This is a genomic window from Microvirga sp. VF16 (genome assembly GCF_016864375.1).
Classification (GTDB): Bacteria; Pseudomonadota; Alphaproteobacteria; order Rhizobiales; family Beijerinckiaceae; genus Microvirga.
In genome coordinates this window covers 2,737,148-2,763,711 of record NZ_CP069354.1, presented here as the reverse complement: position 1 = coordinate 2,763,711, position 26,564 = coordinate 2,737,148, and the positions used below count along the sequence as shown (strand labels likewise).

Sequence of the window (26,564 nt, the reverse complement as noted above, 5' to 3'; positions counted from 1 at the left end):
ACGTGTTTCCAATTCTTCGGAAATTGTGTGGAGCTGAGGCTGCGATCCTATAGACTGACCCTTGATGCAGAATAAGATTGTGCTCAAAAGCTGAAGCGGCCCATTGTAGAAGTGGAAACCACAGGTTGGCGGTCGCAACGCTCACCAATGACTGCTGCCTGAGGACAACCGGAACGGCGCCTGCCAAGCAAGTAATTAAGATAACTATTGCAAGGGCTTTTAAAAAGCGATTTCGCCGAATTACCATTGGCAACTACGCCCTAGCATTAAGCAACTCCACGGTCTCTGGTTCGACGGGACTCCAAAGAATCTCGTTATGCGAACTCGATCGATTGGGTACATTACCTCATGCTAATTTCTTCTACAAAACAGTATATTGGCTTGACCTGTGTAAATTACCCCATGCAAAAGGGGTAAGCAGGAGACGATGTCCAGCTTGATTAACGGTCACGGTTCGCAACAATATGTCGATAAAACAGGGCGTGACGTGAGTAGATGAATATTTAAAGGCCTATAATTCAAGATGTTGGATTGTGTCGCGCATCCCTCCTAGTTTGCGAACAAAGTATGTATCCGCTTTATAACACCAAGCTAGTGGTTTCCGCCTAACAAAAGAGTCCGTTTGAAGGATTCCCCTTAGCCGGTGTGCATGCGAGGCTGTGGCATGCGCACTGGCATCTCGATCACCCTGACGTCCTCCGACCGGCATCGCCTTGAGGCACTGACCAGCAACCGGAACACGGCCCAGAAACACGTCTGGCGGGCTGCCATCGTGCTGCTGAGCGCCGATGGCGTCGGCACAACCGAAATCATGCGTTGGACCGGCACCTCCAAAACCTGCGTCTGGCGCTGGCAGGAGCGCTTCATGCAGGAGGGTGTCGACGGCCTGCTGCGCGACAAGACCCGCCCCTCCCGGATCAAGCCGCTTGGGCCTGACATCGCCGAGTGGGTGGTCAACCTGACGCTGGCCGACCCACCGGTCGAGGCAACGCACTGGACCGCTGCTATGATGGCCAAGGAGACTGGCATCAGCGCCAGTGCCGTCCGGCGCATCTGGCGAGCGCATGGCCTCCAGCCGCATCGCTATCGCCAATTCAAGCTCTCCAACGATCCCCGGTTCGCCGAGAAACTGCGGGACGTGGTCGGGCTCTACGTCGACCCGCCTGCTCATGCCATCGTGCTCTCTGTTGATGAGAAGAGCCAGATCCAGGCGCTCGACCGCACCCAGCCCGGTCTGCCGCTGAAGAAGGGCCGGCTTGGAACCATGACGCACGACTACAAACGCCATGGCACCACCACGCTGTTTGCCGCTCTGAACGTGCTGGATGGCTCCGTCATCGGGCGCAACATGCAGCGCCACCGGCATCAGGAATTCATCCGCTTCCTTAACGCCATTGAAGCCCAGGTGCCACCTGGCAAGGCCGTGCACGTGATCCTTGACAACTATGCGGCTCATAAACACCCCAAGGTTCGAGCCTGGTTGGATCGCCACGAGCGCTTCACCTTCCACTTCACCCCGACCTCATGCTCGTGGCTCAATGCGGTGGAGGGCTTCTTCGCCAAGCTGACCCGGCAGCGGCTCAAGCGCGGCGTGTTCCATTCGGTGGTTGACCTTCAGGCGGCCATCAGCCGGTACGTTGCCGAGACGAATGCCAGTCCCAAGCCCTTCACGTGGACGGCTGATCCAGATGAAATCATTGCCGCCGTCAGGCGTGGGCACCAAGCGTTAGATTCCGTCCACTCTCTCATGTTCGCCATTTCAAGCAGCAGGCAACAGAAAAGTTCTGGCTTATCTGGCCAGCGGTTGAGGACAGCTGCACCCGGGCAAAGCAGGAGGCACGATCCTGAAACGACGGTTGATCATCCTCTGATACGCGGATCAAAACCGCAGGACCTGATGCGTCGCGGAGCTGCCTCGGTCTAGGAACCAGCGTCGGAGTGGATCCGGCTGGTAGTGGGTGGCGAGGGTTCTCCTGCCGGGATCGCACCTCCGGCCTTGCTCGGCTGCAGATGATGTTAATGAGCGCGGCGCACCTCCCTGAGTTGGATTGGCAGCGGATCAGCGGGGCCTACGCCTGCCGGGCAATGGCCCAGACAAAGCCAGCCAGTTCGCGGGCGATGGCGGTGGTCACCACAGTCGGCAGCTTGCCGGCTTGGGACAGTCGGCGATAACGCCGGCACAGCCGCAGCTGGGCCTTCCAGGCTGTGTCCCGGATCGTGGAAGCCAAGCCCTCCTGCCGCAGCAGCAGCTCGCGGCTGACCCGCGCCGGAAAGCGGTAACACCAGGCGGCTTCGATCAACAGGCGCCGGGCCGCCCCATTCCCGGCTTTGGTGATCCCACCCTGGCGTCTCCTCTGGCCGCTGGACTGTTCAGAGGGAACCAGCCCAAGGTAAGCCATCAGATGCCGCGGGTTGGCAAAGCGCGTCAGGTCACCGAGTTCGGCAATGATCGTGGCCGCGTTCACCAGGGCGATGCCGCGCAAAGCCTGCAGGGCTCGGACGACCGGAGCCAGAGACCAGGTGGGCAGGACCATCTCGATCTGACGCGTCAGCCGGTCCCGTCGCTCTGTGGCAGCTTCGACCGTCGCGATGAGATCCTCCAGCACAACGTGGTGGATCTCCTGGTCAAAGCGCAGTCCGGCCAGCCAACGCCGGTGCATCAGGGTCCAAGCCGGTCGGTTGTAATGTCGCCCATGGCGCAGGAGAAAGCCCGAGAGCTGCTGACGGGCTTGGCGCAAGGCTCGCACTGCCGCCAGACGGGCCCGAACCAGATCGCGCAGGGCCTCATGAGCCGGATCAGGAACCCAGACGGAGGTGAGTTCGCCGGCCCGATGCAGCCTGGCCAAGTTGCTGGCATCGCGCCGGTCGGTCTTGATGCGCTCGCCTGGCTTGCGCGGGATCAGTGAGGGAGCCACCACCACACACACGTGCCCGGCCGCCGTTAGTTGACGCTGGATGCCATAGCCGCATGGACCCGCCTCGTAGCAGAACCGCAGAGTGCGGCCTGTGCATCCCAGCTTGTCCACCAGCTTTTTGAGATCTGCAGGCGTGTTGGCGATCCGGCCATACTCGCGCACTTCGCCGCGCTGGCCCTCTTCAGCCAGCGCCACCGTGATGGTGTCTTTGTGCACATCCAATCCGACAAAGATGATAGGCTCACCCATGACCCGTCTCCGATGCATGAGGCTCGGCGCCGAACCATCCGGCGCAATCCTCGAACACCTGCATACTGTGAGACGGGTCGCCCCAATCTCAGGCGAACATTTGGTCTAGGGTGTGTTGTCGCTTGAACTGATTGGATCGACTTGCGTTTTGCTCCCCCGTGATGAGGAGGAGCCATGCTCAGCGACGGACAATGGGCCCTGCTGGAGCCCCTGATTGAAGCGTGCCGACCGAAAGGCAAGACCCCGCCGCAGGACCTGCGGCGCACCCTGTCGGCCATCCTCTGGCGGCACCAGAACGGCGCCAAGTGGCGTGCGGTCCCGGAGGAGATGGGCCCCTGGTGGCGCGCCGCCCAGATCTTCATCCGCTGGGCACGAGCTGGCGTCTGGGAGCGCTTGCTGAACCTTGTTCAGGAATGTGGGATCCAGCTCGGGATGGTGTTCCTCGATGGCACGAGCGTGCGGGCGCACCAGAAGGCGGCAGGGGCTCGCCGAAAGGGGGATCTCAAGCTGAGCGAGATGATCGTGAAGCACTTGGCCGCTCTCGTGGCGGCTATGGCACCAAGGCCTGTGTGATCGCCGACGCCTCTGGCCACGCCATCGCGTTTCGGATCGCGCCTGGGCAGGCGCATGAGCTGCCCCATGCCATCCCGCTGCTCGAGCAACTGCCGGGAGTGCCAACGTGGGTGGTCGGAGATCGCGGCTACACCAGCCATGCCTTTCGTGAGCACATCTGGAGCATCGGTGCGAAGCCGGCGATCCCGCCGCAGCGCCACGAGGCGCCAGTCGCTTGCCCAGATTGGATTTACAATAACCGCAATGTCGTCGAGCGGCTCTGGGCCAGATTGAAGGAGTGGCGAGCCGTTGCAACTCGCTACGAAAAGACCACCTCATCTTTCATGGGCATTCTCTGCCTCGCCGCTACACTCGATTGGATCAAGCGATGACACGCCCTAGGTCAAACGAGTGCTGGAACGATCTTGATTTGCTCTTCTTAGGTAGTGCTAATGCTCAGGACAGGTCCTGAGAGCAATACTTCTGCAAATTCCAAATCTGATCTAAGATCCGATCACAATGTAACGGTCGTAATCGGACCTAATAGGACTAGTTCTCAGCCAATGCGCGATACAGCATCAGCCTTGGGGAGCAATATTGGATATAATCATAATCCTGCACCTTCGAGTCGGCCCGAGACTTTTCATGTAGATTTGCGCACCGTCACCGTTCGCGATGTCGATGCTCTCACCATGCACCGAGTCGCCTGGGATCGCCTCGCCTGGGAAGCTCCTCAAAAGCTCCCTTTTTTGCTATCGGGATGGGTTAATGCTTTCCTTCGCCACAGACTGAAGCCGAATGAGCGATGGTTCTGCAGTTTTATCTACGCAAGCGAAAGGCTCGTGGGCGTATTGCCCGTCATCGTTACACCGCATTCACTCTTCGGCTCATCGAGGCCCACCCTGCGCACCCCGTATGACGCGCACACGCCATCCGGGGACGTCTTACTGGCTCCAGACTGCGCGCTCGCCGCGTTTCAGGCCCTACTGGCCGAGGTGGGACGCCAGGAGCCGACCCATCTCGGTTTCGATTTCAAAGCTGTGCGGCGGAACTCTCCCTTATGGGCGGGCCTATCAGACGAGTGTCAGGATTATGTCATGTGCCTCGGCCTGCGCTCGATGTTTTCATTCCTCGATGTGCGCGGGGACTTCGAGGATTATCTCGCTAGTTTAGGCAGTATCCCCAAGAACCTCAGGCGTTACCGTAAGAAGCTGGAAGGTCGAGGACGCGTCTCAGTGGAGGTCCAGACAAGTGCGGCGCCGAGTGAAGAGTTCCTGGCCGAGTATCTGGCTCTTGAGGCTTCAGGCTGGAAGGGTCGCAACGGAACCGCGATGAGGGACGATCCAAATACAATCGCATTCTACGAGGCCTTGGTCCGAAACTTCACAGCACAAGGCTGGTGGGAGTGGCATGCAGTACGGGTCGATGATTGCCTTGTTGCGGCGAGAATGGCCATTCGGTGTGGCAGATCGCTTCTACTTCCAAAGATTGCCTTTAATGAAGACTTCGCTGACTGTCGGCCAGGTATGATCGTGACCGGAGAGGTCTTCCGGGACGCATTTTCCCGGCCAGATCTCGACGAGGTCAATCACATCAGCGACGCGGATGCACATCGTCTCTGGCACATGCCGCGTGACGAGTACGTTGATGTTCATCTCATCCGCCGCGCTGCTCTTCCCATGCTATGCTCTCTTCCTCGCATCCTGATGCAGTCTGCATATCAAAAATATGTACGGCCTCACATTCCCGTTGCCGTGAAGAGGGTCTATCGCAAGTTCGAGCGTAGAGGAGACCGCAAGCCTCGCCGGGCTTCAGATGCGAGACGCCAATAACATAGTAGCGTCCGGTGGAATAAATCTTCCGCAGCCCGCCTTCGCATTTTAGATTTGGACTCCCATGCGACTGTACGAGGTTGAGAGTACGATCATCGCTCACTGGATGGCCTGCCCTACTCCCGTTGGCGCTACGCGGACAATATCCAATATCGTCGATCGTGATTGATGATAAAGGCCGTTCCGATCACAATGCTGGATCAGCGCAGTTCGCCCTGAATCTCGATCCGTGAGATGGCAGCCTTGGCGCCATGGTGGCACTATTTGCTTATTCGCTGGAGCGGTCCTAGGCGCTGACCTTGATATCGCGGCAGCGCCGGACCTAGCGCATAGTGCGGCCCCAGAGGACCGCGTCAGCTCAGAGAACGAGCATCGGATAAATCCTAAAAGTGGAGTCCACCGGTTAATGAGCAGCGCATACAAAGCTGCGAACCCGCGCTGCAGCGATACAAGGTGCGTGGCGATCTCACTGAGAGGCTGCATCAGATGATCCGCGCTCACCCAGGCTTCCAGATCAATATAGGAGAACAGCTCGCTCGTCCGATCGTCCCACGTGCGCATTCAATTCTCTAACTGGTCACCAGAACGAACCATTGGAGTGACTGCGCCGCCGCAGTTCTTTAACGACCTACAACTTCCTGTTTTAATAGACATGCGGAAAATTTAATGCTGTTATGTAAATCTTAATTAAAGAATTCTCTGATGATCAGTCAAAGCGATTGGCTCACGGTTCTTTGCTATCATAGGATCGGCAATCCCGATCAAGATAGCTCTTGTAGCTATAGACCTAATTTCAGTGCCTCAATCGAGAATTTTGCTCGGCAAATGAAAATTGTAAGCACTCTCTTTACGCCTGTATCCCTTCGAGAGGTCGCGCAGTCTCTGGCAACCGGGGCGTCGCTCCCTAAAAGGCCCGCACTGATTACCTTTGATGACGGCTACAAAGACAACGGCTATGTGGCTTGGCCCATTATGCGTGATCTTGGAATTCCTGGCGTGGTATTTCTCGCGACCGATCACATTGGAACAGGCAAGCCTTTTATTTGGGACTATGCGGCCTACTGCATCCAGAATGCATGCGCTGATCGTGCATGCATTCCGCTACTTGGATCAAGAAATCTCTCTAGCCTCCAGGATCGATATGCCTCTACAATCGCCTGGGTTGAGGCATCTAAACGATTGCCAGCCGAGCAACGCTGGCCTGCTGCCGAGGCGCTTGCATCGGCGCTCGGTATTTTACCGCCGCAGAGTGCCTTCTCAGGCCTTTATCTGAGTTGGGATGAAGTAAGGCAGCTAGCCCGAGAGGGCTTGGAATTTGGTGGCCATACCTGCTCACACCCAATCCTCACTAGACTTCCAGTCGCAGCGGCAAGAAAAGAAATCATTGAATGTCAAGAACGTCTCACCGCCGAACTCGGTAGACCCGCTATTGGCTTTGCGTATCCAAATGGCTCCACCAAAGACTATGATGATGGACATGAATGTGCAGTTTACGAGGCTGGCTTTGCCATAGCATTCACGCTGGAACCCGGACCATCCAGACTCTATGAAGTTTCCGAAAGGCCAACGGCCGTGCGAAGAATTGATGTAGGCTCAAAGGACAACATCCCTCGCTTGATGGCAAAGTTTGTTGGCGCTGCTCGCCTTGCTTCATCTTGGAAACATTAATGCAATAAATTCCACTTCATCATAGAACTTTTTAGACTCAGCGACACCGCGCCAGTCAGATTTATCTGAATATATCCAACAAATGCGAGCAGTTTGAGAGCTTCTTTGGAAATCCATAAACTTCCACTGAAGCTTCACCAGTGGCGATGCGAGCCTAAACAGCTTATACGCCGTGTGGCGCGACAGGGGTAAGTGGCCTGTCCGCAGGGGCTGTCCACGGCGCAGCATGACGATGTCTTGTGGTTCGTAGGCCGTTGGAATCCTGGTAGGCGTCTGTAGCCTAATGAGGAAGACCTCTCCAGACCGGCGCCTGTCACACATGCCAGCGCGTGCGCACTCCGCAGCCATCGGGGACTTTTACATGTGAAGCCGGATCGGCTGAGCATCCACGGTTTGCTTGGACAATTTAAGCTCTTCGATCCGGTGCTCCGCGCATCAGATCAGAATTGCATTCGAGGTCAGTTTCGTGCCGATTATGGTGGGCAGCCAGACGGAGCGCCAACTGCTTGCTGGACTGGTTCCCGAGCACTCTTCTCCAGATCAAATCTTTGTTGGCGCCGATATCAACCGATCCCCAAAATGACGCACCCAACTGACTCAGAGACCGCACTTTAGATTTAAAATTCCTCTGGAGCCAGGGCATCGTTTATCTGTCGGCGTGCGTATGTTGGCGAGTTTCCTGTCCACCTCTGGAATGCATGAACAAAGGAACTGACCTCCGAGTATCCCAGGAGCCATGCAATTTGCGAGATAGACAGATTATTGTTCTGCAAATAGCGACTTGCCAGATCCGAGCGAAGCTCTTCCAGTATCGTACTGAAGGTCACTCCTTCTTGAGCTAAGCGTCTAGAGAGCGTACGAGCGCTCATATTTAGGTCATCCGCGATATTCCCAATGTTCATTGTGCCGTGCGGCAGGCGGGGCACGATCGCGTTCTCGACTCGAGTTCGCATCGACTGCTGCTTAGCGTAACGCCCCGCAATTACCTTCTCATAATAGTTCACAAGGAAACGATTCAAAAATGGATCAGCCAATACGAGAGGCAGTCTTGCCTCCTGAATATCAAACGAGATTTGATCCTTCACTCCTCCAAACTCCATTCTACATCCGAAGTAACGCCCCATTTCGGAAGTATCGCCCGCGCGATGATGAAGAAAACTGACATGAAGCGGAATAAGCTCACGTCCTGTAAAGAGCCGGCTGAGACGGAGAGCGCATGTCATCCAAAATTCTATCTGATGACGATCAAGGTGCCTCTTTATCCCGATATAGTGAAATTCGATTGTAAAGGCACCTGCGCTCCGATTCAGCTCAATCCCTTCATTTACTACTGAACTGTACCGTGATGCGTATTCAAATGCATCCCCAAGAGTTTCTGATGATGCCATGAGATGGTAAATAGGTCCGGCCTCACGAAGATCTGTATCTCTGGCAAGATGAAAACCAAGCAGGTCATCCTCAATGATCTCTGCTACAAGACCGACGAAATCGATTTGACCGCGGACACTCACGCGCGCGTCGTGATTGGTCAAAAGATCTGGTGGAAGACCAGATTTCTTGAGCAAGGGCGCGACATCGATTCCCGCTTGAGTAGCACGTTCGGCAGCAAGCCTTGATAGCACTCCCGAAGCTGTAGGGAGTGTCACAGGATCCTTTCGGATGGAATGGCTCACCGGACCTTCTGTCATCGGGCGGCCTCGTCATGAGAAAGTATATTTTCTGATTAGACGGGAACTGGCAAGTCAAAACACTGCTCTATGTGTCAATGAATACAATGGCAGCCTAAGCTGCAGGCCGTTTTCAAAATTTGATGAGCTGAACCCCAGACAAGGCCTCTGAAGAGCAAACTTGCCCCCCTGCTTCTGATGCTGTGGACGGCTCCCACCCTGCGGTGAGGTAACATGGCTGTTGTCATCAGCCAGCGGCACAGGAGCAGCCCATGAGCACGGTCACCACCATTGGTCTGGACATCGCCAAGTCCGTCTTCCAGGTGCACGGCATCAGCGCCACGGGCGAGGTGCTGATCCGACGCCAGATCCGACGAGGGCAGGTGCTCAAGTTCTTCGCCTCCCTGCCGCCGTGCCTGATCGGCATCGAGGCCTGTGCGAGTGCCCATCACTGGTCGCGAGAGCTCCAGCGCCTGGGCCATGAGGTGAAGCTCATGCCGCCGGCTTACGTTAAACCGTACGTGAAGCGGCAGAAGAACGACATGGCCGATGCCGAGGCAATCTGCGAGGCAGTCACCCGGCCCACCATGCGCTTTGTCGAGACGAAGACCTGCGAGCAGCAGAGCATCCTCATGCTGCACCGGGTGCGGCTGATGCAGGTGCGGCAGAGGACCATGCTGACCAACGCGATCCGGGCCCACCTGGCGGAGTTCGGCGTGGTGGCGAAGATCGGCCGCGAGGGCGTGGACGAGTTGCTGCTGCTGGTCCGTGATGGCGACGAGCGCGTGCCTGAGCTGGCCCGGGCCTGCATCCTGGCCCTGGCCGAGCAACTGGTGCTGGTCAAACGCCAGGTCCTGGAGATGGACCGGCGCATCACTGCCTGCCATCGCGCTAGCGAAGTCAGCCGCCGGCTGGCCGAGATCCCGGGAGTAGGTCCGCTGCTCGCCTCCGCTCTGGTGGTCCATGTGCCCAACCCGAAGGCTTTCTCATCCGGGCGCAATCTCGCCGCTTGGATCGGGCTGGTGCCCAAGCAGAACTCCAGCGGCGGCAAGGAGCGGCTGGGCGGGGTGACCAAGCAGGGCAACCGCTACCTGCGCTCCCTGCTGACGGTGGGCGCACTCGCAGTGATCCGCTTTGCCCAGCGGCACGGAACGCGGCGCCCCTGGATCGTGCAACTGCTGGCCCGGCGGGCTCCCAAGGTGGCGGCGGTGGCCCTGGCCAACAAGATGGCTCGGATGGTGTGGGCGATCATGGCCAAGGGCGAGCGCTATCGTGAGCCTGTTGTGCAGACGGCGTAACACCTCGTCGGAACCCCTGACGAGACCGAGGTTGGGAAGGGCGAAAGGACGTTAATGCAGGATCCGGTCGAGCCGGGAAGCGGGACACCCCATTCGTGCCAGAGCATCTTGGAATGCGAGCTTTTGGTCGGGACCCCTTCGCGGAGGGCATTATGGCCAGCGGTCATGAGCACCGCAGCAACAGGTCGAACACATGGCCTATGTGGACGGCCCCCGCCTCGCAAGAAGATTTCGGCATGGTTTGATCGGATCGCTTGCGGTCATATGTCCGGCCTTTCATTGCAGTCACACATGACCGCTGGCCAAGATGGCGTCCGCTCTGTGAGTTCCCAACAGCACCGCGGCCTCGCCAGACCACAGTCATGTGCGGAGTGTCTCACCGTCTGGATCGATCGATCACACCATCTGCTCGCTTCCTTGCAAGGTCCGACACCAGCTCAACACGAGAGCGCTTGAAGGGTTCTCATGTCGGGCTGATCTCTACACAGCGCACGCCGCTGCCGATACTGACGCTGGGGCTTTGTAGCTCTCCCCTGTCACCATCAGCTTCCAGGCAATGCGGGCGATCTTGTTGGCCAGCGCCACGGCAACCAGCTTGGGCGGCTTGCGCTGGAGCAACGCCACCAGCCACGGCGAAGGCGGCGCACTCTGGCCGCGCCGCAACTGCCGGATGACAGCAGTCGCCCCGACCACCAGCACGCTGCGCAGGGCCTCGTCACCGGCCCGCGTGATCACCCCATGCCGCACCTTGCCGGCGGTGGAATGATCCTTCGGGGTCAAGCCAAGCCAGGCGGCAAAGTGGCGGGCCGAGCGAAAGGCCTCGGGTGCAGGCGTCTTCATCACCAACATCGCAGCGCCGATCGGACCCACCCCAGGAATCCTGGCCAAGCGTCGGCTGATCTCATGGGCGCGGTGCCAAGCCATGAGGCGATCTTCAATCTCCTCCAATCGGGCCTGCAGCTGCGCATACTCCGTGGCCTGCATCGCAAACAGCTCCCGGGCGAGAGCCGGCAAGGTCTCCTCGGTTTTGACCCGCTCCAGCAGAGGCTCGATCCGGCACAGCCCCTTAGGGGCAATGAGCCCGAACTCCGCCGCATAGCCGCGGATCACGTTGACCAGCTGGGTGCGCTGCCGGATCAAGCGATCGCGCACGCCCACCAGCATCAAGGCCGCCTGCTGGTCGGCTGTTTTGACCGGCACGAAGCGCATGGTGGGCCGGCTCATCGCCTCGCAGATCGCCTCGGCATCAGCCGCATCGTTCTTGCCACGCTTGACGTACGGCTTGGCCAATTGCGGCGCGATCAGCTTCACCTGGTGCCCTAACGACTGCAGAAGGCGCGCCCAATGGTGCGAGCCCCCACAGGCTTCAAGGGCAACTACGGTGGGCGGAAGCTTGCCAAAGAAGGTGATCAGATCCTGGCGCCGCAGCTTCTTGCGCAGCACCGGCTCCTCGGCGGCATTCACGCCGTGCAGTTGGAAGACGTGCTTTGACGTATCCATTCCGATGCGGATAATCTGGTCCATGGACGGTCTCCTGTGACTGAGATCTGCAACGACCTCATTCTGGCACAGCGATGCCGTAAGGGGGCCGTCCACTCCAACAGCACCGACCAGCCCGGCAGAAGCGTTCAAAAAGCTCTTGCCAACAGGGAGCCGTCCACACATGGCACGTATGCCTATGCCGCCAGTCGAACATACGGATGTGGCGCACTAAACGGTATGTTGGAATAAGAGCCTTGAGGCGGCACCATCGCCTGACTGGTGCCCAAGAGGAGCTGAATGCCCCCCTCCAACCACAACCTACAAATATCTATTATCCAACCATCTCTAGTATGTTCCGGTTACCGGATGGCTCCATACCGGTTCGTGCGAGAACACCACGCAAGACAATAGACACGCATATGGAAGCTAGGATGAGCTTCCTGAATCAGGGCAATTCAGATGGTCGCTAAAGTACACCTGTCGTAATTTCGTGCCTCATGAATTTCATACTTGCTGATATCTGACACATCATGCACTTAACGCTGCCAAGCTTTCGACAAAGTCGATCCAAGACCCCTCAACCTGTCCTGACATATCAAAGAACTGTCTTCATATCACAAGACGCCCATCGTCAGACATGTGTATCCGAAAGACATGTGTTGGCTCAAATTCTGTAGTTCGCACATTACCTAACGTTAGGTAGAGTATACTAATCCCTTCCTGCGTATTTCCCACCTCAGAAACTCTAAAATTACTCTAACAAATCATCCTTTTATTTTCAACCAGCCTCATAAAAACCAAGAGGCATCGTAGGGGTATGAAAATTGGCTTATTCAGCAACACAATGGCAGCCCGATATCTATGAAAACAACTCGTTCTCCCTGGACGGGTATAACTGGAGGGTAGCCGGCGACGAGGCGCACAGCTTCCGGTCACCGGATAACAACACGTTCCGTTTTGAGGTGCGCAAGGGCGACCGCTACAGCTCGTCCTCGTGGACGGACGATGTCGGGGTCGAGCGCTCGGAGATGGGCGAGACCAACCCGCACTCCCTGTCCTCGATGGACAACCACTTCCACGCCACCTACAAGTTCATGATCGAACCGGGCGCCAAGAACACCGCCCAGTGGCTCGTGACCGGCCAGCTCTTCACCGGCGGCACCCCGCCGTTCGAGATCAAGTTCATGGGCAACGACAAGATGGCTGTGGTGATCAAGAACGGCACCTCGAGCTCGCCGGTCGAGAAGACCGTCTACCTCGACAGCGCCGACATCCAGCGCGGCAAGTGGTACGACATGGAAGTCGACGTCAAGTTCGATGCCGCCGGCAACAACGGCCATGCCTATGTCTGGCGCGACGGCACCCAGATCGCCAACTACAACGGCAAGATCGGCTACACCAACGCGACCCAGGCCTGGTGGGAGATGGGCGTCTACCGCAAGTCGCCGTCCGGCGGCGAGACCTTCGCCGTCAACTACAAGGATGTCGACCTCACCTACGGCGCCAGCGGACACAGCGACACGGCTCATTCCAGCCCGTCGCCCACGCCCACGCCCACGCCCACGCCCACGCCGACTCCGACACCCCAGCCGAACGTCATCACCGGCACGGACAGCAACAACCTGCTGAAGGGTACGTCGGCCAACGAGACCATCTACGGCCATGGCGGTAGCGACACGATTATCGGCAGGGGCGGCAACGACGTTCTCTACGGCGGCTCGGACAATGACTGGTTCGTGTTTGAAACCGCGCCCAAGGGCACTGTCGCGCGCATCAAGGACTTCCTCCCAGGCACCGACAAGCTGCACATCGAGAATGCCGTGTTTTCCGGCGCCAACCTCAACACCGGCTCTCTACTATCACACCAGTTCAAGATCGGATCCAAGGCGACCGACTCGTCCGACCGCATCATCTATAATAAGAACACCGGAAGCCTTTATTTCGACAAGGACGGCACTGGCTCTACGGCTCAGGTCGAGTTCGCAAAGCTTGCTACGAACTTGAAGATGACTGCTGCTGACTTCTACATCCTCTAATCCCGTGGAGCGGCCCTCGTTTGAGCGAGGGCCGCTCTTCTATTTTGCGCAAAGTTAGAGAATAACTGGTGCTATCGCAAAATTTAAGACAGTGAAGAGATTATCGCTTCTCGCACGAGATATCTCTTGCAGAGCGACGCGGACATCATCGGGGTGTGTTCGTGCTGAACGAGCAACCAGGATGACACTGTCGACATACTGAGCGATAATGAGAGCAGCCGCTGCCCTCTTGACGGGTGGGGAATCGATCACAACAAGATCGAACTCCTGTTCACATCTCTTTATGAGCTCGCCTAATCGATTATGTTGAAGTAGCTGAGCGAGTGTAGTATCATCCACCTCGCCGCTGGTGATGATTGAACACGTCGAATGCGGGTCTGCCTTAATCACAGACGGCGCTATCAGTCCTTCGGACGAGGGAAGTATCTGGCCGACTCCATCACCTCTCGCAAGCCCCAACATAGAATGCAGATTTGGGTTTCGCAGATCACAATCGAGCAAAACTACTTTGAGACCGCTGCGTGCCGCGTCGCGCGCCAGCGACAAGGCCAGAGTTGATCGTCCCTCCTTGCGATCTACCGAAGTTATCAGGACCGACCTGCATCCAGAACCTTTATTTACGATGAGGTTCAGAGACACTCTTATCCGATGGATCGCTTCAGAATATTCCGATAAAGGATTTTTGTAGATCTCGTCATCAGGTCTGCGCCCTTTCATTCGCTTTGCGATTGGGACTACGCCAACATTGGGAACTTGCGAGATAGCGACCAGATCACGAGCGAATTTGACATTCCGTGGATAGTTATCGCGTAGGTAGCCTACTCCGACAGCTATAACCAAACCGGCGATGCTGCCGAATGCCAGCAGCAGAGTGCGTGGAGGGAAACTCCTGAAAGGAGGGACGCCAGCTTCCGCGGCCACATAAACATTGGGACTTAGAATGTTGCGCTGCTGCGTCAGCGCCTTTAGGCGGCCAAGATAATCTTGATAAAGCTGGCGATTAGCAGTGGCCTCCTGTTGAAGCCGGAAGAGTTGGACAGAGGTGTCAGTGGAGAGATCAGATTTTCTAACGGTCTGTTCCAACTCTTTCCGGAGATTGGCAAGCTGTTCGGTGCTGGCCCTTGATTTTTGGCGAAGGCCATCTACGCGCTGATTGACAATTGTCTGCAGCTGCGCGTTCACCAGCTCGTGACGCTGCCGGACGGGCGAGACATCCGTCTCCCCGTCAGAAGGATGCTGGAGTCGCTGCTCAAGGGAGCGACGCTGCTCGTCGAGTAAAGCGATCTCGGGAGCTTCGAGAATTTTTCCGAGTGTCGCATAGTTACCCGATGACATAAGGCTGTCGACCTCCCGCAGCTTGTTTGCCTGGGAGTTAGCCTCTCGGGTAACAACTGTGATGTTTGCTTGTAAACGGTCGATGTCACGGCGAGCCGTCTCATCGCTCGACTGAGAAGCCTGTGCCAAAGCGAATGCTTTGATTTGGCTTTCGGAACGCCGCAAGGCTTCGCCCAGTTCAGAGACACGTTTGGCGAGTGCAGCCGCCGCATGCCCCGCTGCGCGAAGCTTAGCGTCGATTTGTTCCTCGATGTATGTTTCGGCATAAGCATTCGCGAGTCGTGCAGCATCGTTCGCGTTATCAATGGTGATGTCGAGAGCAATGACGTTTGTCAGTCCACGTCGCCGAACACTGGTCATCTTCTGCAAAGCCTGAGCTGCGATTGCATTAGCGTTGCCAGGACGCTTTCCTTGCAGTCCTTCGTTCTCTGACGATTCTATCCTTGAGTCTGCCTGAGTTTCGGAAGACTCGGCCTCGCCCAACGAATCACCCGTAGTCGGCAGAAGCGCCCTAAGAATGCCGGGAAAACCTCCTGAAGAACCTGACGTCGGGGAAGACGCTTTCACAAATCTTGGATCTTTTGCAAGATCAAGTCGGCGAACAACCTGTTGCGCAAGCTTTGTCGACTTCATCATCTCGACTTCACTATCGACACTGACGGAAGAGACCGATGTGCCCCCCGTGTCGGAGCTAACAGTACTGTGCCCATCCTTTGGGTCGACAACCAGAAGCGTGGTCGCAGTATATTGAGGGCGGAGAGCCAGAATTATAGCTAAAGTGAGCAGCGAGATGCAGAAACTTAGGGCTGCAATCAGCCAGAACTGACGCTTGATGGCGCCGACAATCCGGCCAAAGTGTTCAAGATCGCCGGTTGTCGCTCCCTCATTACCGGAGCGGTTCGGCTCGTAAAACAGGCGCTCTCCGAGGCCATCGCTTGGATCCTGTTTGGCCTCTCCTCGATCCACGGTTTGCGATCGCGGCTCGGACACCCTTTGCTGACCTCTTCCAAGCAAAAATGGCGTCTGATAACTCTGATCTCCGGCGCTGCCTGAATGCCCCAGCGAGGAACTTGCACCAGCAAGGCCGGGGATAACAGTATTATCTTGATACTTCATGCCTGCTGGCCTGCTCTGACCACGGATAGGTAGGAAGAAACAAGCCAACCTGACTGCCTGAGGTCTTCGGCAAACTGATCAGCAAAACCTCGTCTCTCAGCGTCATGAGAATTCCCTCCGCAGGGCGGCGCGGGAGAACGCACTTCGCGCTCAAAAAGCAAGTTGATCTACAATGCCTTATCGTCATAGCCTCTGCCACACGCAGGATCGTGCAACTTGGAGCTACAACAATAGTAGGCTGGCATCTCCTGAGGTACCTCGGAATTTCTGCGGAGTACTGCGCAGGCTCATCAGACGTTACGTCGTGAAGAGGCCGGCTCGATACCATGCGATAACCCCGCGAGAGATCGCTTTCTGTAATTAAACAATCCGGAGCAACGAGCTTTCGGGGTTGAGGATGCCTTCGCCAACGAGCGTTTCAGGAACAACCCTTCGTCACCGGCGCTCACCATATCCGGTCCAATGCCGCCCCTCTCCTTGATCTTCCTGAAGAACATCCGGCTCGGAGTCCTCTTCCTGCTCGATACCAAGCCCCGCATCGTCTCCCATGGAGACAAGGTCAAGCTTCGGATTTTCGTCATCAGGTCGACCGGAAGATCGCCAGGCAGGAGCTCGGAAAGGGCCGACCAGCGGCAACGAAGGCCCGCGTCAAAGCCGGATGTTGTAAAGGCGGACCCGGTGTTGTAAAGGCACACGCGCGTCTTAAGTCGCGCGCTTCTGTTGTTCTGGGGCGCCTGCGCGAGGCGCTGGATCGATCCAGGCGACACAATCGGCAGATCTTAAGGGCGGTGCCCCCCGATGTGCAAAGTGTTCCTGCCCTCGATCGACAGGTTTCCCCGCCGTGAATTCGCAATGATGAGGCCTTAGGCCAGGCGCCTCACGGATGTCAGTTTCGATTGAAGAGTGGATTTGGCGGATGAATGCTCCCGCGCCGAAAGTCTCGTTCGTGTCTCTGGGCTGCCCTAAGGCCCTGGTCGATTCCGAGCGCATCATCACCCAGCTTCGCGCCCAGGGCTACCAGCTCACCAAGGAGCATGACGGGGCCGACGTGGTCATCGTCAACACCTGCGGCTTCCTCGACAGCGCCAAGGCCGAGTCCCTGGAGGCCATCGGCGAGGCCATGGCCGAGAACGGCAAGGTCATCGTCACCGGCTGCATGGGCGCCGAGCCGGAGCAGATCCGCGAGCATTTCCCGAATGTGCTCGCCATCACCGGTCCCCAGGCTTACGAATCCGTCGTCTCGGCCGTCCATCAAGCCGTGCCGCCTGCCCATGACCCCTTCATCGACCTCGTCCCGCCCCAGGGCGTGAAGCTGACGCCGCGGCACTACGCCTATCTGAAGATTTCCGAGGGCTGCAACAACCGCTGCTCCTTCTGCATCATCCCCAAGCTGCGCGGCGATCTCGTCAGCCGTCCCATTGCCGACGTGTTGCGCGAGGCCGAGAAGCTCGCCAAGGCCGGAGTCAAGGAACTCCTGGTGATCTCGCAGGACACCAGCGCCTACGGCCTCGACATCAAGTACCAGCCGAGCCTGTGGAAGGACCGGGAGGTCCGCACCCGCTTCTTCGAACTCGCCAGGGAGCTAGGTGATCTCGGCATGTGGGTGCGCATGCATTACGTCTACCCCTACCCGCACGTGGACGAGGTCATCCCATTGATGGCCGAAGGCAAGATCCTTCCCTACCTCGACATCCCCTTCCAGCACGCCTCGCCGCGCGTGCTGAAGTCCATGCGCCGCCCCGGCAATCAGGAGAAGACCCTGGAGCGCATCCGTAAGTGGCGGGAGATCTGCCCGGATCTGGCCATCCGCTCGACTTTCATCGTCGGCTTCCCTGGCGAGACGGAAGAGGACGTGGATTTCCTCATGCAATGGCTGAAGGACGCCAAGATCGACCGGGCCGGCTGCTTCCAGTACGAGCCGGTGCAAGGCGCGCCCGCCAACGACATCGATGGTGCGGTTAAGCCGGAGATCAAGGAAGAGCGCTGGCACCGCTTCATGCAGACCCAGCAGAAGGTGAGTGCCAAGATCCTCAAGGGCAAGGTCGGCAAGACGCTGCCCGTCATCATCGACGAGCAGGGCGCCACGGTCGCCACTGGCCGCACCAAATACGACGCTCCCGAGATCGACGGCTCCGTCTACGTGGCCTCGAAGACGCCGCTGAAGCCAGGCGAGATCGTCAACGTGAAGATCGAGAGCTCGGACGAGTACGACCTACACGGGACGGCGGTTTAAGTAGTCTGCAAGCGGTTTGCGACTCCCGCTACGTCATCATCGGCCTTATGCCGGTGATCCCGATGAGCTTGAGCGCCGCAGTGTCATTCCCCGGCCGGAGCGAAGGGGATGGGAAGCCACTCGCACGCTCGGCGCTATGGGTCTCCTTCCCGGCCCTTTGGGGCGCCGGAGATGACAGCCGAGCAATGCCTCAGATCAAGTCCGGAACAGTCTTAGTGTCAGTGCGAGTGTTCAAGCACCCGCAATCTGATCGCTCTTGATCGTCTGAACGCCGGCAGTCTTCAAATCCTGCCGCGCTTTCTCAAGCGAACCGTTCGTGTCGATGGCCCGGGAGGCATCCTCGATCAGGTAGGTCTCAAACCCGGCCTCCGCGGCGTCGAGGGCCGTCCAGGCGACGCAGAAATCGAGCGCCAGCCCCGCGCAGAATACGCGGCGGAACCCGCGCTCCTTCAGATAGCCCGCAAGCCCAGTCGAGGTCTGCCGGTCCGCCTCCTTGAATCCAGAATAGCTGTCGATCCCCGCATTGTAGCCTTTGCGGATGACGAGCTGCGCATGCGGGATATCGAGTTCCGGCGCGATCTCGGCGCCAGGAGTTCCCTGCACGCAATGATCCGGCCAGAGCACCTGCGGACCGTAATGCAGGTCGGTCATCTCGAAGGGCTGCTTGGCAGGATGGCTCGAGGCGAAGGAGGCATGCCCTACCGGATGCCAGTCCTGCGTCAGCACCACATGGCGAAAGGTTTTCGCGAGCCGATTGATGGGCTCGATCACCGCATCGCCGTCAGGCACGGCGAGCGCTCCGCCCGGCAGGAAGTCGACTTGAACATCCACGACGATGAGAATGTCGTTCTCACCCGGTTTAATCGTCGCCCGTTCGACCATTCTTCATCCTCTGCATGTCTGATGATGAATATAGAGATCGCAATGAAAAGGGCAGCCGGTCGCCCGGCCGCCCTCGTTCCAATCCAAGCCTGCTTCCAGCTTATTGCGGGATCTTGTCGTCGATACCCTTTACGTAGAAGTTCATGCCGAGCACCTGCTCGTCGGACAGCGCGCCCTTGCCCTTGCACTCGATCTCCTTGCCGTCCTGGCCGATGACCGGGCACTTGAAGGGGTTGAGCGCTCCGGACTTGATCGCGGCTTCGGTTTCCTCGGCCATCTTCTTCACGTCGTCGGGCATGTTCTTGTAGGGCGACATCACGACCATATGGGCATTCAGACCGCCCCAGGTATCTTCCGACTTCCAGGTGCCATCGAGAACGGCCTTGGTTCGCGCGACGTAGTAGTCGCTCCAGTTGTCCACGATGGCGGTCAGCTGCCCTTTAGGAGCAAAGCGCGCCATGTCGGAGGCCTGGCCGAAGCCGACCTTGCCGCGAGCTTCGGCTGCCTGGAGCGGGGCCGGGCTGTCCGTGTGCTGCGCCATCACGTCGACGCCCTGGTCGAGCAGAGCCTTGGCGGCATCGCCTTCCTTCGCAGGGTCATACCAGGAGTTCGCCCACACGACCTTGATCTTGACGTTCGGGTTTACCGACTGCGCGCCGAGGAAGTAGGAGTTGATACCGGCGATCACTTCCGGGATCGGGAAGGCGCCGACATAGCCGATAGTGTTGGCCTTGGTCATCTTGCCGGCAATAACGCCGGTAATGTAGCGGCCCTCGTGGAACTTTGCCGCATAGGTCGAGAGGTTCGGAGCGCGCTTGAAGCCTGTCGCGTGCTCGAACTTGATGTTCGGGTACTTCTTGGCGACCCGCACAGTCGGCTCCATGAAGCCGAAGGAGGTCGTGAAGATCAGGTCATGGCCGGTGCGGGCGAGTTGCTCGATGGCACGCTCGGAATCGGCCTCCGGCACACTCTCCACGAAGGTGGTCGTCACCTTGTCCGGAAAGGCCTTTTCGATCGCTTGGCGACCCTGATCGTGCTGGTAGCTCCAGCCATGGTCGCCCACCGGACCGACATAGATGAAGCCGACCTTGATCTTGTCCTTCGCCTGCGCGAATGCGCCGGTCGCGGACAGAGCCAGGACCGTCGCCCCCGCCACGGCCCCAAAGACTTTCCCTGAAAACATGCTCGTTCCCTCGAGGTTGGATTTCAAACACTCCGTCGCAGGTCTGAAGGCTTCTGGCAAGAATTCCTCTGCCTACACTTTGGTCAGATTAACATCACTTTGCTCACCGGTCAGGCACGAACGGTACACCGAGAGATCCGGGCGCTCCGATAGCTCTGCCGCGGCGTAGGGACAGGAGCAGCAGGGCGATGATTGTCGCCAGATACGGCACCGCTGAGAGCAGCTGAGAGGGCACCCCGAACTGCGCAGCCTGGGCGTGCAGCTGGAGCACCGTGGCGGCTCCGAAGATGTAGGCGCCGACCAGCACCCAACCCGGCCGCCAAGCGGCAAAGACCACGAGGGCAAGGGCAATCCAGCCGCGTCCCGCCGTCATGCCGGGCGACCAGAACCGGGTGTAGACAAGGGCGAGATAGGCCCCCGCCAGGCCGGCACATGCGCCGCCGAACAAGATGGCCCGGAAGCGCACGCGCCAGACCGGCAGACCTAGCGCATTGGCCGAGGTATGGTTCTCGCCGATCGAGCGCAGGGCCAGGCCGGAGCGGGTCCGGGTGAGGTAGATGGCCACGAGAATCGTGAGCGCGATCGAGGCGTAGACGAAGAGGTCCTGTTCAAAAAACAGGCGCCCGATCACGGGGATATCGCTCAGGAGCGGAATGTCGATGTGCTGGATAGGATCGCGCCTCGCACCGACGAAGGGAGCGCCGATCAGGCCGGACAAGCCGAGGCCGAAGATGGTCAGCGCAAGGCCCGATCCGACCTGGTTCGCGGCAAAGCCCAGCACCACGAGGGCGAACAGGGCGGCCATCAGGGTCCCGGCCAGCATTCCGGCGGCAACGCCGAGCAGCGTCGAGTCGAAGGTGACGGCGGCGGCGAAACTGCAGGCCGCCCCCATCGCCATCATACCCTCGACACCGAGGTTGAGGACGCCGGAGCGTTCCGTCACCAATTCGCCCAGGGCTGCGATCAGGAGAGGCGTGGAGGCCGTGACGATGGTAAGAAGGATGGCCTCGAAAGTGGTCACTTACCCCCTCCCCGTGTGACGAAACGAATGCGGTAGCTCACCAGCGCATCGGCTGCCAGCACGCAGAGCAGCAGGATACCCTGGAAGGCCTGCGTGAGATCAAGCGGCAGCTTCAAAAGGATCTGAGCGCTCTCGCCGCCGATGAAGGTCAGGGCGACGACGAGCGCCGCAATGAGGATGCCGACGGGGTTGAGCCTGCCAAGGAAGGCCACGGTGATGGCCGTGAAGCCGTAGCCGGGCGAGATCGAGGGCTGGAGCTGTCCGATCTGGCCTGAGACCTCGGAAATTCCGGCCAACCCGGCCAAGCCACCCGAGATGGCAAAGACCGCCATGGTCGTCGACTTGGAGCTGAATCCGGCAAACCGCGCCGCGCGAGGCGCGTCACCGGTCAGTTTGAGCCGATAACCGAACAGGGTCCGCCCGAGGATCACGGCGGTCAGCAGAACGGCGATCAGGGCGAACACGGTTCCGAAGTGGACGCGCCCCCCTTCAAGCACGGGATGAAGCGTCGCCGACGGATCGAAGGTGACCGATTGCGGGAAGTTGAAACCCTTTGGATCGCGCCACGGGCCGCGCACGAGATAATCGAGGATGAGCTGCGCCACATAGACCAGCATGAGGCTGGTCAGGATCTCGTTGACGCCGAACCGAGTCTTCAGGAAGGCCGGGATCAACCCGTAGAGCGCACCGCCGATAATGCCGAGCAGCAGCATGAGCGGCAGCACCCAGGCTCCGGCATCGGTGCCATGGGTCCTAAGCGCAAGCCAGCTGCCGAGTACGGCGCCAATCACATACTGGCCTTCCGCGCCGATGTTCCAGAGATTGGCGCGAAAGCAATAGGACAGGCCGATGGCGATCAGCGCCAATGGCGTCGCCTTGACGAGCAGCTCCTGCAAAGACCAGGGATCGCTCAGGGGCTGGAGCACATAGACGTCGAATGCCGCGATGGGCGAGCGCCCCATCAGCCAGATGACGAAGCCGGCGATCAGGAAGGCGGTCACGAAGGCCGCGACTGGAGCAAGCGCCCGCATGACGGGAGATACGCTGGGACGGGGCGTCAGCTCAAAGCGCATGAGCATCCCCTTGGGCTTGTGCGACACCGAGCATTTCGAGACCGATGGCTTCCTTGGTCCATTCACCGACCGGTTTCAGCGGGCTTAAATGGCCCTGGTGGATGACGGCCATCCGATCCGCCGTCTCGAACAGCTCGTCGAGATCCTGGCTCACGACGACAACAGCGCTGCCCGCACGGGCGAGATCGACGAGTGCCTGACGAATGAGACGCGCGGCTCCTGCGTCCACGCCCCATGTGGGCTGATCGACGATGATGAGCTTCGGCTTGCGGATGATCTCGCGGCCGATCACGAATTTCTGCAGGTTGCCACCGGAGAGCTTGCGCGCCTGTGGATCGCCCTCGGGCGTGCGCACGTCGAAGCTCTGGATGATCGAGCGGGCCAGTCGCTTGGCAGCGTTCACGAGAATAAAGCCCGAGCGGCTCACTTCCGCGGCGGCATGGGAGATCAGGGTATTCTCGCTCAGGCGATGGGTCGGTGCTGCCGCATGGCCCAAGCGTTCCTCCGGCACGAAGGCGGCCCCCAACCGGCGCCGAGCGTCGATGTTCAAGGTGCCTGCAGGCTTCCCTGCGATGACGATGGCATCGGGCCGGTCCGCCAGGCGCTCGCCTGACAGCGCCGCAAACAACTCGCTCTGCCCGTTGCCCGCGACGCCAGCAATGCCCACGACCTCACCGGCTCGAGCAACGAGATCGATGGCGCGCAAAGCCTGTCCGTGCAATCCGGCGGGAGGCATGGACAGGTTCGAGACCTTGAGCACCTCGCCCTGGACATGATGCGGCGCGTCGGTGCGGACCTCGCCGACCTCGTTACCGACCATCAATGCGGCGATCTCGCGGGCGTTTTTCGCCCGTGGATCGATGGTGGCGACCACGCGCCCGGCCCGCAAGATCGTGGCGCGGCGGCACAGGCGGCGCACCTCCTCCAGCTTATGGGAGATGTAAAGAATGGAGCAGCCCTCGTCCGAGAGTCGGTCCAGGGTGGTAAAGAGATGCTCGGCTTCTTGCGGCGTGAGAACCGAGGTCGGCTCGTCGAGGATCAGCAGCCTCGGATTCTGAAGCAGGCAGCGGACGATCTCGATGCGCTGGCGTTCGCCCGCCGAGAGCGTCCAGACCGCCCGGTCGGCATCAAGCGCCAAGCCATAGGTCCGGCTGATCTCGCCCAGCTTGCTGCGGACCGTCGACAGGCTCCACTCGCCCGACAGAGCCACCGCGATGTTCTCAGCCACCGTCAATTCGTCGAACAGCGAGAAATGCTGGAACACCATGCCGAGGCCGAGATTCCGCGCCTCGACCGGAGAGCCAATGGAAACGGGCCTGCCTTCCCAACGGATCTCCCCGGCGCTCGGCTCGATGACGCCGTAGAGAATCTTGACCAGAGTCGACTTGCCGGCGCCGTTTTCCCCCAGAAGGGCATGGATCTCGCCCGGCTCGATGGCGAGGTTGATTCCGTCATTGGCGAGAAGGTCGCCATAGCGCTTGCTGATCCCTTGAAGTTCGACGAGGGGCGGCCCCGATGGTGATACGTCTGGCTTCACACAAGCGACTCTGACTTAAGGGTTGCGGCGGGCTAGGAATTTGCACATGGATGACGGCCCGTGCGGCTCTTGGCAAGGGCCGTACGGGTGTGCGCTTCCGTTGTGGAACGATCATAGGGAAGCGGCGCGCCGGTCGGCAATGCCGAATCCGTGGTTTATTGTGAGTCCGCGAACCGTCCACAACCTGGTGGTGAGAGAGCCCCGTGACCGATAACACCTATGACATCGCCGTCGTCGGCACCGGAGCTGTGGGCTTGAGCGCTGCGCTCGCCTTCGCCCGTGACGGCTACAACACTGTTCTCATCGGCGGCCTCGATGTTCGCCGGGATGGACGGACGGTCGCCCTGCTCAACGGGTCGGTGCGCTTTCTGGAAGCGCTTGGCGTCTGGCCTTCAGTCGCCTCCGTTGCGGCGCCGCTCGAAACCATGCGCATCATCGACGATACGGGCAGCCTGTTCCGCCCCCCCCCGGCCTCCTTCCGGGCCGGCGAGATCGGCCTCGACGCCTTCGGCTGGAACATCGAGAACGTCGCTCTCGTCGAGACGCTCGCCGAGGCAGCCCGGTCCCGCGAACATCTGACCCTCATTCCGGAATTCGCGACCGGCTTCACAACCGACGAGGCGGGAGCAACCCTCGCCCTTGCCGATGGCACTTCGATCCGGACCGGCCTCGTGGTTGCGGCGGATGGAAGGAATTCCAAGCTGCGCCAGATCGCCGGGATCAGCACTCAAACTTGGTCCTATCCGCAATCGGCCGTGACGGCGATCCTGGCCCATGATCGGGACCACCGGGAAACCTCGACCGAATTCCACACCCGTCACGGACCCTTCACCCTGGTGCCCCTGCCCGGCCGCCGCTCGAGCCTTGTCTGGGTAACGAGCGAGGAGGAGTCGGAGCGCCTCTCGAACCTCGACGATGCTGCCCTGGCCCTTGCCATCGAGCGGCAGGCGCAGTCGCATCTCGGCGCCATGCGTATCGACGGTCCGCGCGGGCTCGTGCCGATGAGCGGCCTGTCGGTCAATCGCTACGGGTCGCGAAACCTGGCCCTCGTTGGAGAGGCCGCGCATGTCTTCCCGCCCATTGGCGCTCAGGGCCTCAATCTCGGCTTCCGCGATGTCGCGTCGTTGAGGGATGCCATCATCGATGGAGGGGATGAGGGTCACGCCCCCGGATCGGATCAGACCCTGACGCAGTATCAGCGCGGCCGGGATCTCGATGTCCGGTTGCGTACGGCAGCTGTGGACGGTCTCAACCGAACGCTGCTCACCGGCATGATCCCAACCGATTTCCTGCGCGGCGCTGGGCTTCTGGCCTTGAGCAATATCGGTCCCTTGCGCCGGATCGTCATGCGCGAAGGCGTTCTCCCGCGCGTCGGCGCGCCCCGCCTGATGCAGGGCGTATCACCGGTCTAATTGGTGCCCAGCCTCTCGCTGTCGCCCCGCCGGGGGCGTCGGGGACGTTTTGAAGATGTTATAACTTGATCTTCCGGACCGGGGTGCGCGAGCTTGCTCAAGTGAAGACAGCATCTGCAAATCATCCACCATTAACCCTATCTCCCGATAGGAGCGTCATCCTCTCCGCCCTTGTTGACTCGCGGAGGCGTTTCCTCATCTTACGGGGCGGGTTAAATCCCCGTTATTCATGGCGGATTGGGGTTCACGCGCGTGATGCCGATCCAAAGGCATGATGCCGCACCGCCATACCGGTGAAAGACCGGATTGTCTCATTCCTCATCTCTGTTTTTCGACAGGCCTCCCTCGCCCGCGATGGCATCGCTGCGGCGTAAAGCCTGCAAAGGCCCATTATGCTCACCGTTTACGATTGCATCATTGCCACACACGATCTCCGGCTTGTCGCTCTGGCAGCCCTAGTCTGTGCCCTGGCATCGCTGACCGGTGTCAATCTGCTGCATCATGTGCGCCGCTCGGATCGCAACAGCCGCATCGCCTGGCTCGGCATCGCAGCCGCGTCGACGGGCGTTGGCATCTGGGCCACGCATTTCATTGCGATGCTGGCCTTCTCCCCATCCCTGCCGACCGCCTACAACGTCTCGCTGACAATCATCTCTCTGGTCGCCGCCGTCATGCTCACCGGCATCGGTCTCGGCATCGCGCTCCTGCGGGGCCTGGTGGCAGGGCCCCTGATCGGCGGCGCCATCGTCGGCGGCGGCATCGCCGTGATGCATTATACCGGCATGGCGGCCTTCGAGGTCGCCGGCACCATCGCGTGGAACTGGGCTCTGGTAACGACCTCGATCCTGCTTGGAGCGGTGATCGGCGCGGGCGCCTTGTTCGTGGCGCTAAGCAGTTTTTCGCTTCCCTCCAAGGTCGTGGGTGCGCTGCTGCTCACGCTCGCGATCTGCAGCCACCATTTCACCGCCATGGGCGCGGTCGCGATCACGCCCGATCCCAGCATCGCGCTGTCGCCCTCGTCCCTCCGCACGGAATAGCTCGCCATCGGCGTCGCGTTCGTCAGCCTTGCCATT

General features: G+C 59.5%; 17 protein-coding genes and 1 pseudogene. 9 read left to right on the top strand and 9 right to left on the bottom strand.

Features of this window, described 5'->3' with window-relative positions; translation table 11 throughout:
* Positions 1 to 664 precede the first annotated feature (664 nt).
* A pseudogene (locus JO965_RS12965) lies at positions 665 to 1,738 on the top strand (IS630 family transposase); the annotation flags it as partial.
* Between the two features lie 331 nt (positions 1,739 to 2,069).
* On the opposite strand, the gene JO965_RS12960 reads toward JO965_RS12965, so the two are convergent.
* Entirely contained in the window at positions 2,070 to 3,164 is a 1,095-nt protein-coding gene (locus tag JO965_RS12960) for an IS110 family transposase (protein ID WP_203439323.1), read from the bottom strand.
* Between the two features lie 174 nt (positions 3,165 to 3,338).
* Here JO965_RS12960 and JO965_RS12955 point away from each other — a divergent pair.
* From JO965_RS12955 to JO965_RS12945, 3 genes are all read left to right on the top strand, one after another.
* Positions 3,339 to 4,108 (top strand): IS5 family transposase gene (locus JO965_RS12955; protein WP_203439322.1). Its coding sequence is split into 2 segments (ribosomal slippage): positions 3,339 to 3,651 and positions 3,651 to 4,108, totalling 771 coding nucleotides; the frame shifts between segments, so codons are not numbered across the junction.
* A 171-nt stretch (positions 4,109 to 4,279) separates the two neighbouring features.
* Positions 4,280 to 5,548, top strand: coding sequence for a GNAT family N-acetyltransferase (locus JO965_RS12950; RefSeq protein WP_203439321.1), 1,269 nt, complete (start codon positions 4,280 to 4,282; stop codon positions 5,546 to 5,548).
* Positions 5,549 to 6,250: 702 nt separating this feature from the next.
* Positions 6,251 to 7,216 carry a polysaccharide deacetylase family protein gene (locus JO965_RS12945; protein ID WP_203439320.1) on the top strand — a complete coding sequence of 322 codons (966 nt, stop codon included), beginning with the start codon at positions 6,251 to 6,253 and terminating at the stop codon, positions 7,214 to 7,216.
* Positions 7,217 to 7,833: 617 nt separating this feature from the next.
* Here the strand turns inward: JO965_RS12945 and JO965_RS12940 are convergent.
* Positions 7,834 to 8,904 (bottom strand): AraC family transcriptional regulator, encoded by a 1,071-nt coding sequence (locus JO965_RS12940; protein WP_203439319.1) that lies wholly within the window; start codon positions 8,902 to 8,904, stop codon positions 7,834 to 7,836.
* Positions 8,905 to 9,155: 251 nt separating this feature from the next.
* Here JO965_RS12940 and JO965_RS12935 point away from each other — a divergent pair, with 251 nt between their 5' ends.
* Entirely contained in the window at positions 9,156 to 10,181 is a 1,026-nt protein-coding gene (locus JO965_RS12935; RefSeq protein ID WP_203439318.1) for an IS110 family transposase, read from the top strand.
* A gap of 480 nt (positions 10,182 to 10,661) precedes the next feature.
* Here the strand turns inward: JO965_RS12935 and JO965_RS12930 are convergent, their stop codons facing one another.
* A complete protein-coding gene (locus JO965_RS12930; RefSeq protein WP_203439317.1) occupies positions 10,662 to 11,705 on the bottom strand; it encodes an IS110 family transposase in 1,044 nt (347 codons plus the stop codon).
* A 782-nt stretch (positions 11,706 to 12,487) separates the two neighbouring features.
* Here JO965_RS12930 and JO965_RS12925 point away from each other — a divergent pair.
* Complete coding sequence (locus tag JO965_RS12925; protein ID WP_203439316.1) at positions 12,488 to 13,699, top strand: heparin lyase I family protein; 1,212 nt, start codon at positions 12,488 to 12,490, stop codon at positions 13,697 to 13,699.
* A gap of 54 nt (positions 13,700 to 13,753) precedes the next feature.
* Here the strand turns inward: JO965_RS12925 and JO965_RS12920 are convergent, their stop codons facing one another.
* Positions 13,754 to 16,150, bottom strand: coding sequence for a polysaccharide biosynthesis tyrosine autokinase (locus JO965_RS12920; RefSeq protein ID WP_203439315.1), 2,397 nt, complete (start codon positions 16,148 to 16,150; stop codon positions 13,754 to 13,756).
* Between the two features lie 916 nt (positions 16,151 to 17,066).
* Here JO965_RS12920 and rimO point away from each other — a divergent pair.
* On the top strand, positions 17,067 to 18,383 hold the full coding sequence (gene rimO, locus JO965_RS12915) for a 30S ribosomal protein S12 methylthiotransferase RimO (protein WP_203439314.1): 1,317 nt from the start codon (positions 17,067 to 17,069) through the stop codon (positions 18,381 to 18,383).
* Positions 18,384 to 18,614: 231 nt separating this feature from the next.
* On the opposite strand, the gene pncA is transcribed toward rimO, so the two are convergent.
* The 5 genes from pncA to JO965_RS12890 form a co-directional block, all read right to left on the bottom strand.
* On the bottom strand, positions 18,615 to 19,265 hold the full coding sequence (gene pncA / locus JO965_RS12910; RefSeq protein WP_203439313.1) for a bifunctional nicotinamidase/pyrazinamidase: 651 nt from the start codon (positions 19,263 to 19,265) through the stop codon (positions 18,615 to 18,617).
* Between the two features lie 100 nt (positions 19,266 to 19,365).
* Positions 19,366 to 20,448, bottom strand: a complete 1,083-nt coding sequence (locus tag JO965_RS12905) for a BMP family ABC transporter substrate-binding protein (protein ID WP_203439312.1) — start codon at positions 20,446 to 20,448, stop codon at positions 19,366 to 19,368.
* Between the two features lie 103 nt (positions 20,449 to 20,551).
* Positions 20,552 to 21,469 (bottom strand): ABC transporter permease, encoded by a 918-nt coding sequence (locus JO965_RS12900; protein WP_203439311.1) that lies wholly within the window; start codon positions 21,467 to 21,469, stop codon positions 20,552 to 20,554.
* Positions 21,466 to 22,542 carry an ABC transporter permease gene (locus JO965_RS12895; protein ID WP_203439310.1) on the bottom strand — a complete coding sequence of 359 codons (1,077 nt, stop codon included), beginning with the start codon at positions 22,540 to 22,542 and terminating at the stop codon, positions 21,466 to 21,468. The genes JO965_RS12900 and JO965_RS12895 overlap by 4 nt, the downstream gene beginning before the upstream one ends.
* On the bottom strand, positions 22,532 to 24,079 hold the full coding sequence (locus JO965_RS12890) for an ABC transporter ATP-binding protein (RefSeq protein ID WP_203439309.1): 1,548 nt from the start codon (positions 24,077 to 24,079) through the stop codon (positions 22,532 to 22,534). The genes JO965_RS12895 and JO965_RS12890 overlap by 11 nt, the downstream gene beginning before the upstream one ends.
* Before the next feature lie 203 nt (positions 24,080 to 24,282).
* Here JO965_RS12890 and JO965_RS12885 point away from each other — a divergent pair, with 203 nt between their 5' ends.
* Together JO965_RS12885 and JO965_RS47840 are read left to right on the top strand one after the other, a co-directional pair.
* On the top strand, positions 24,283 to 25,491 hold the full coding sequence (locus tag JO965_RS12885) for a UbiH/UbiF family hydroxylase (protein ID WP_203439308.1): 1,209 nt from the start codon (positions 24,283 to 24,285) through the stop codon (positions 25,489 to 25,491).
* A gap of 392 nt (positions 25,492 to 25,883) precedes the next feature.
* Entirely contained in the window at positions 25,884 to 26,528 is a 645-nt protein-coding gene (locus JO965_RS47840) for an MHYT domain-containing protein (RefSeq protein WP_246776541.1), read from the top strand.
* The last annotated feature ends 36 nt before the right edge of the window (positions 26,529 to 26,564 follow it).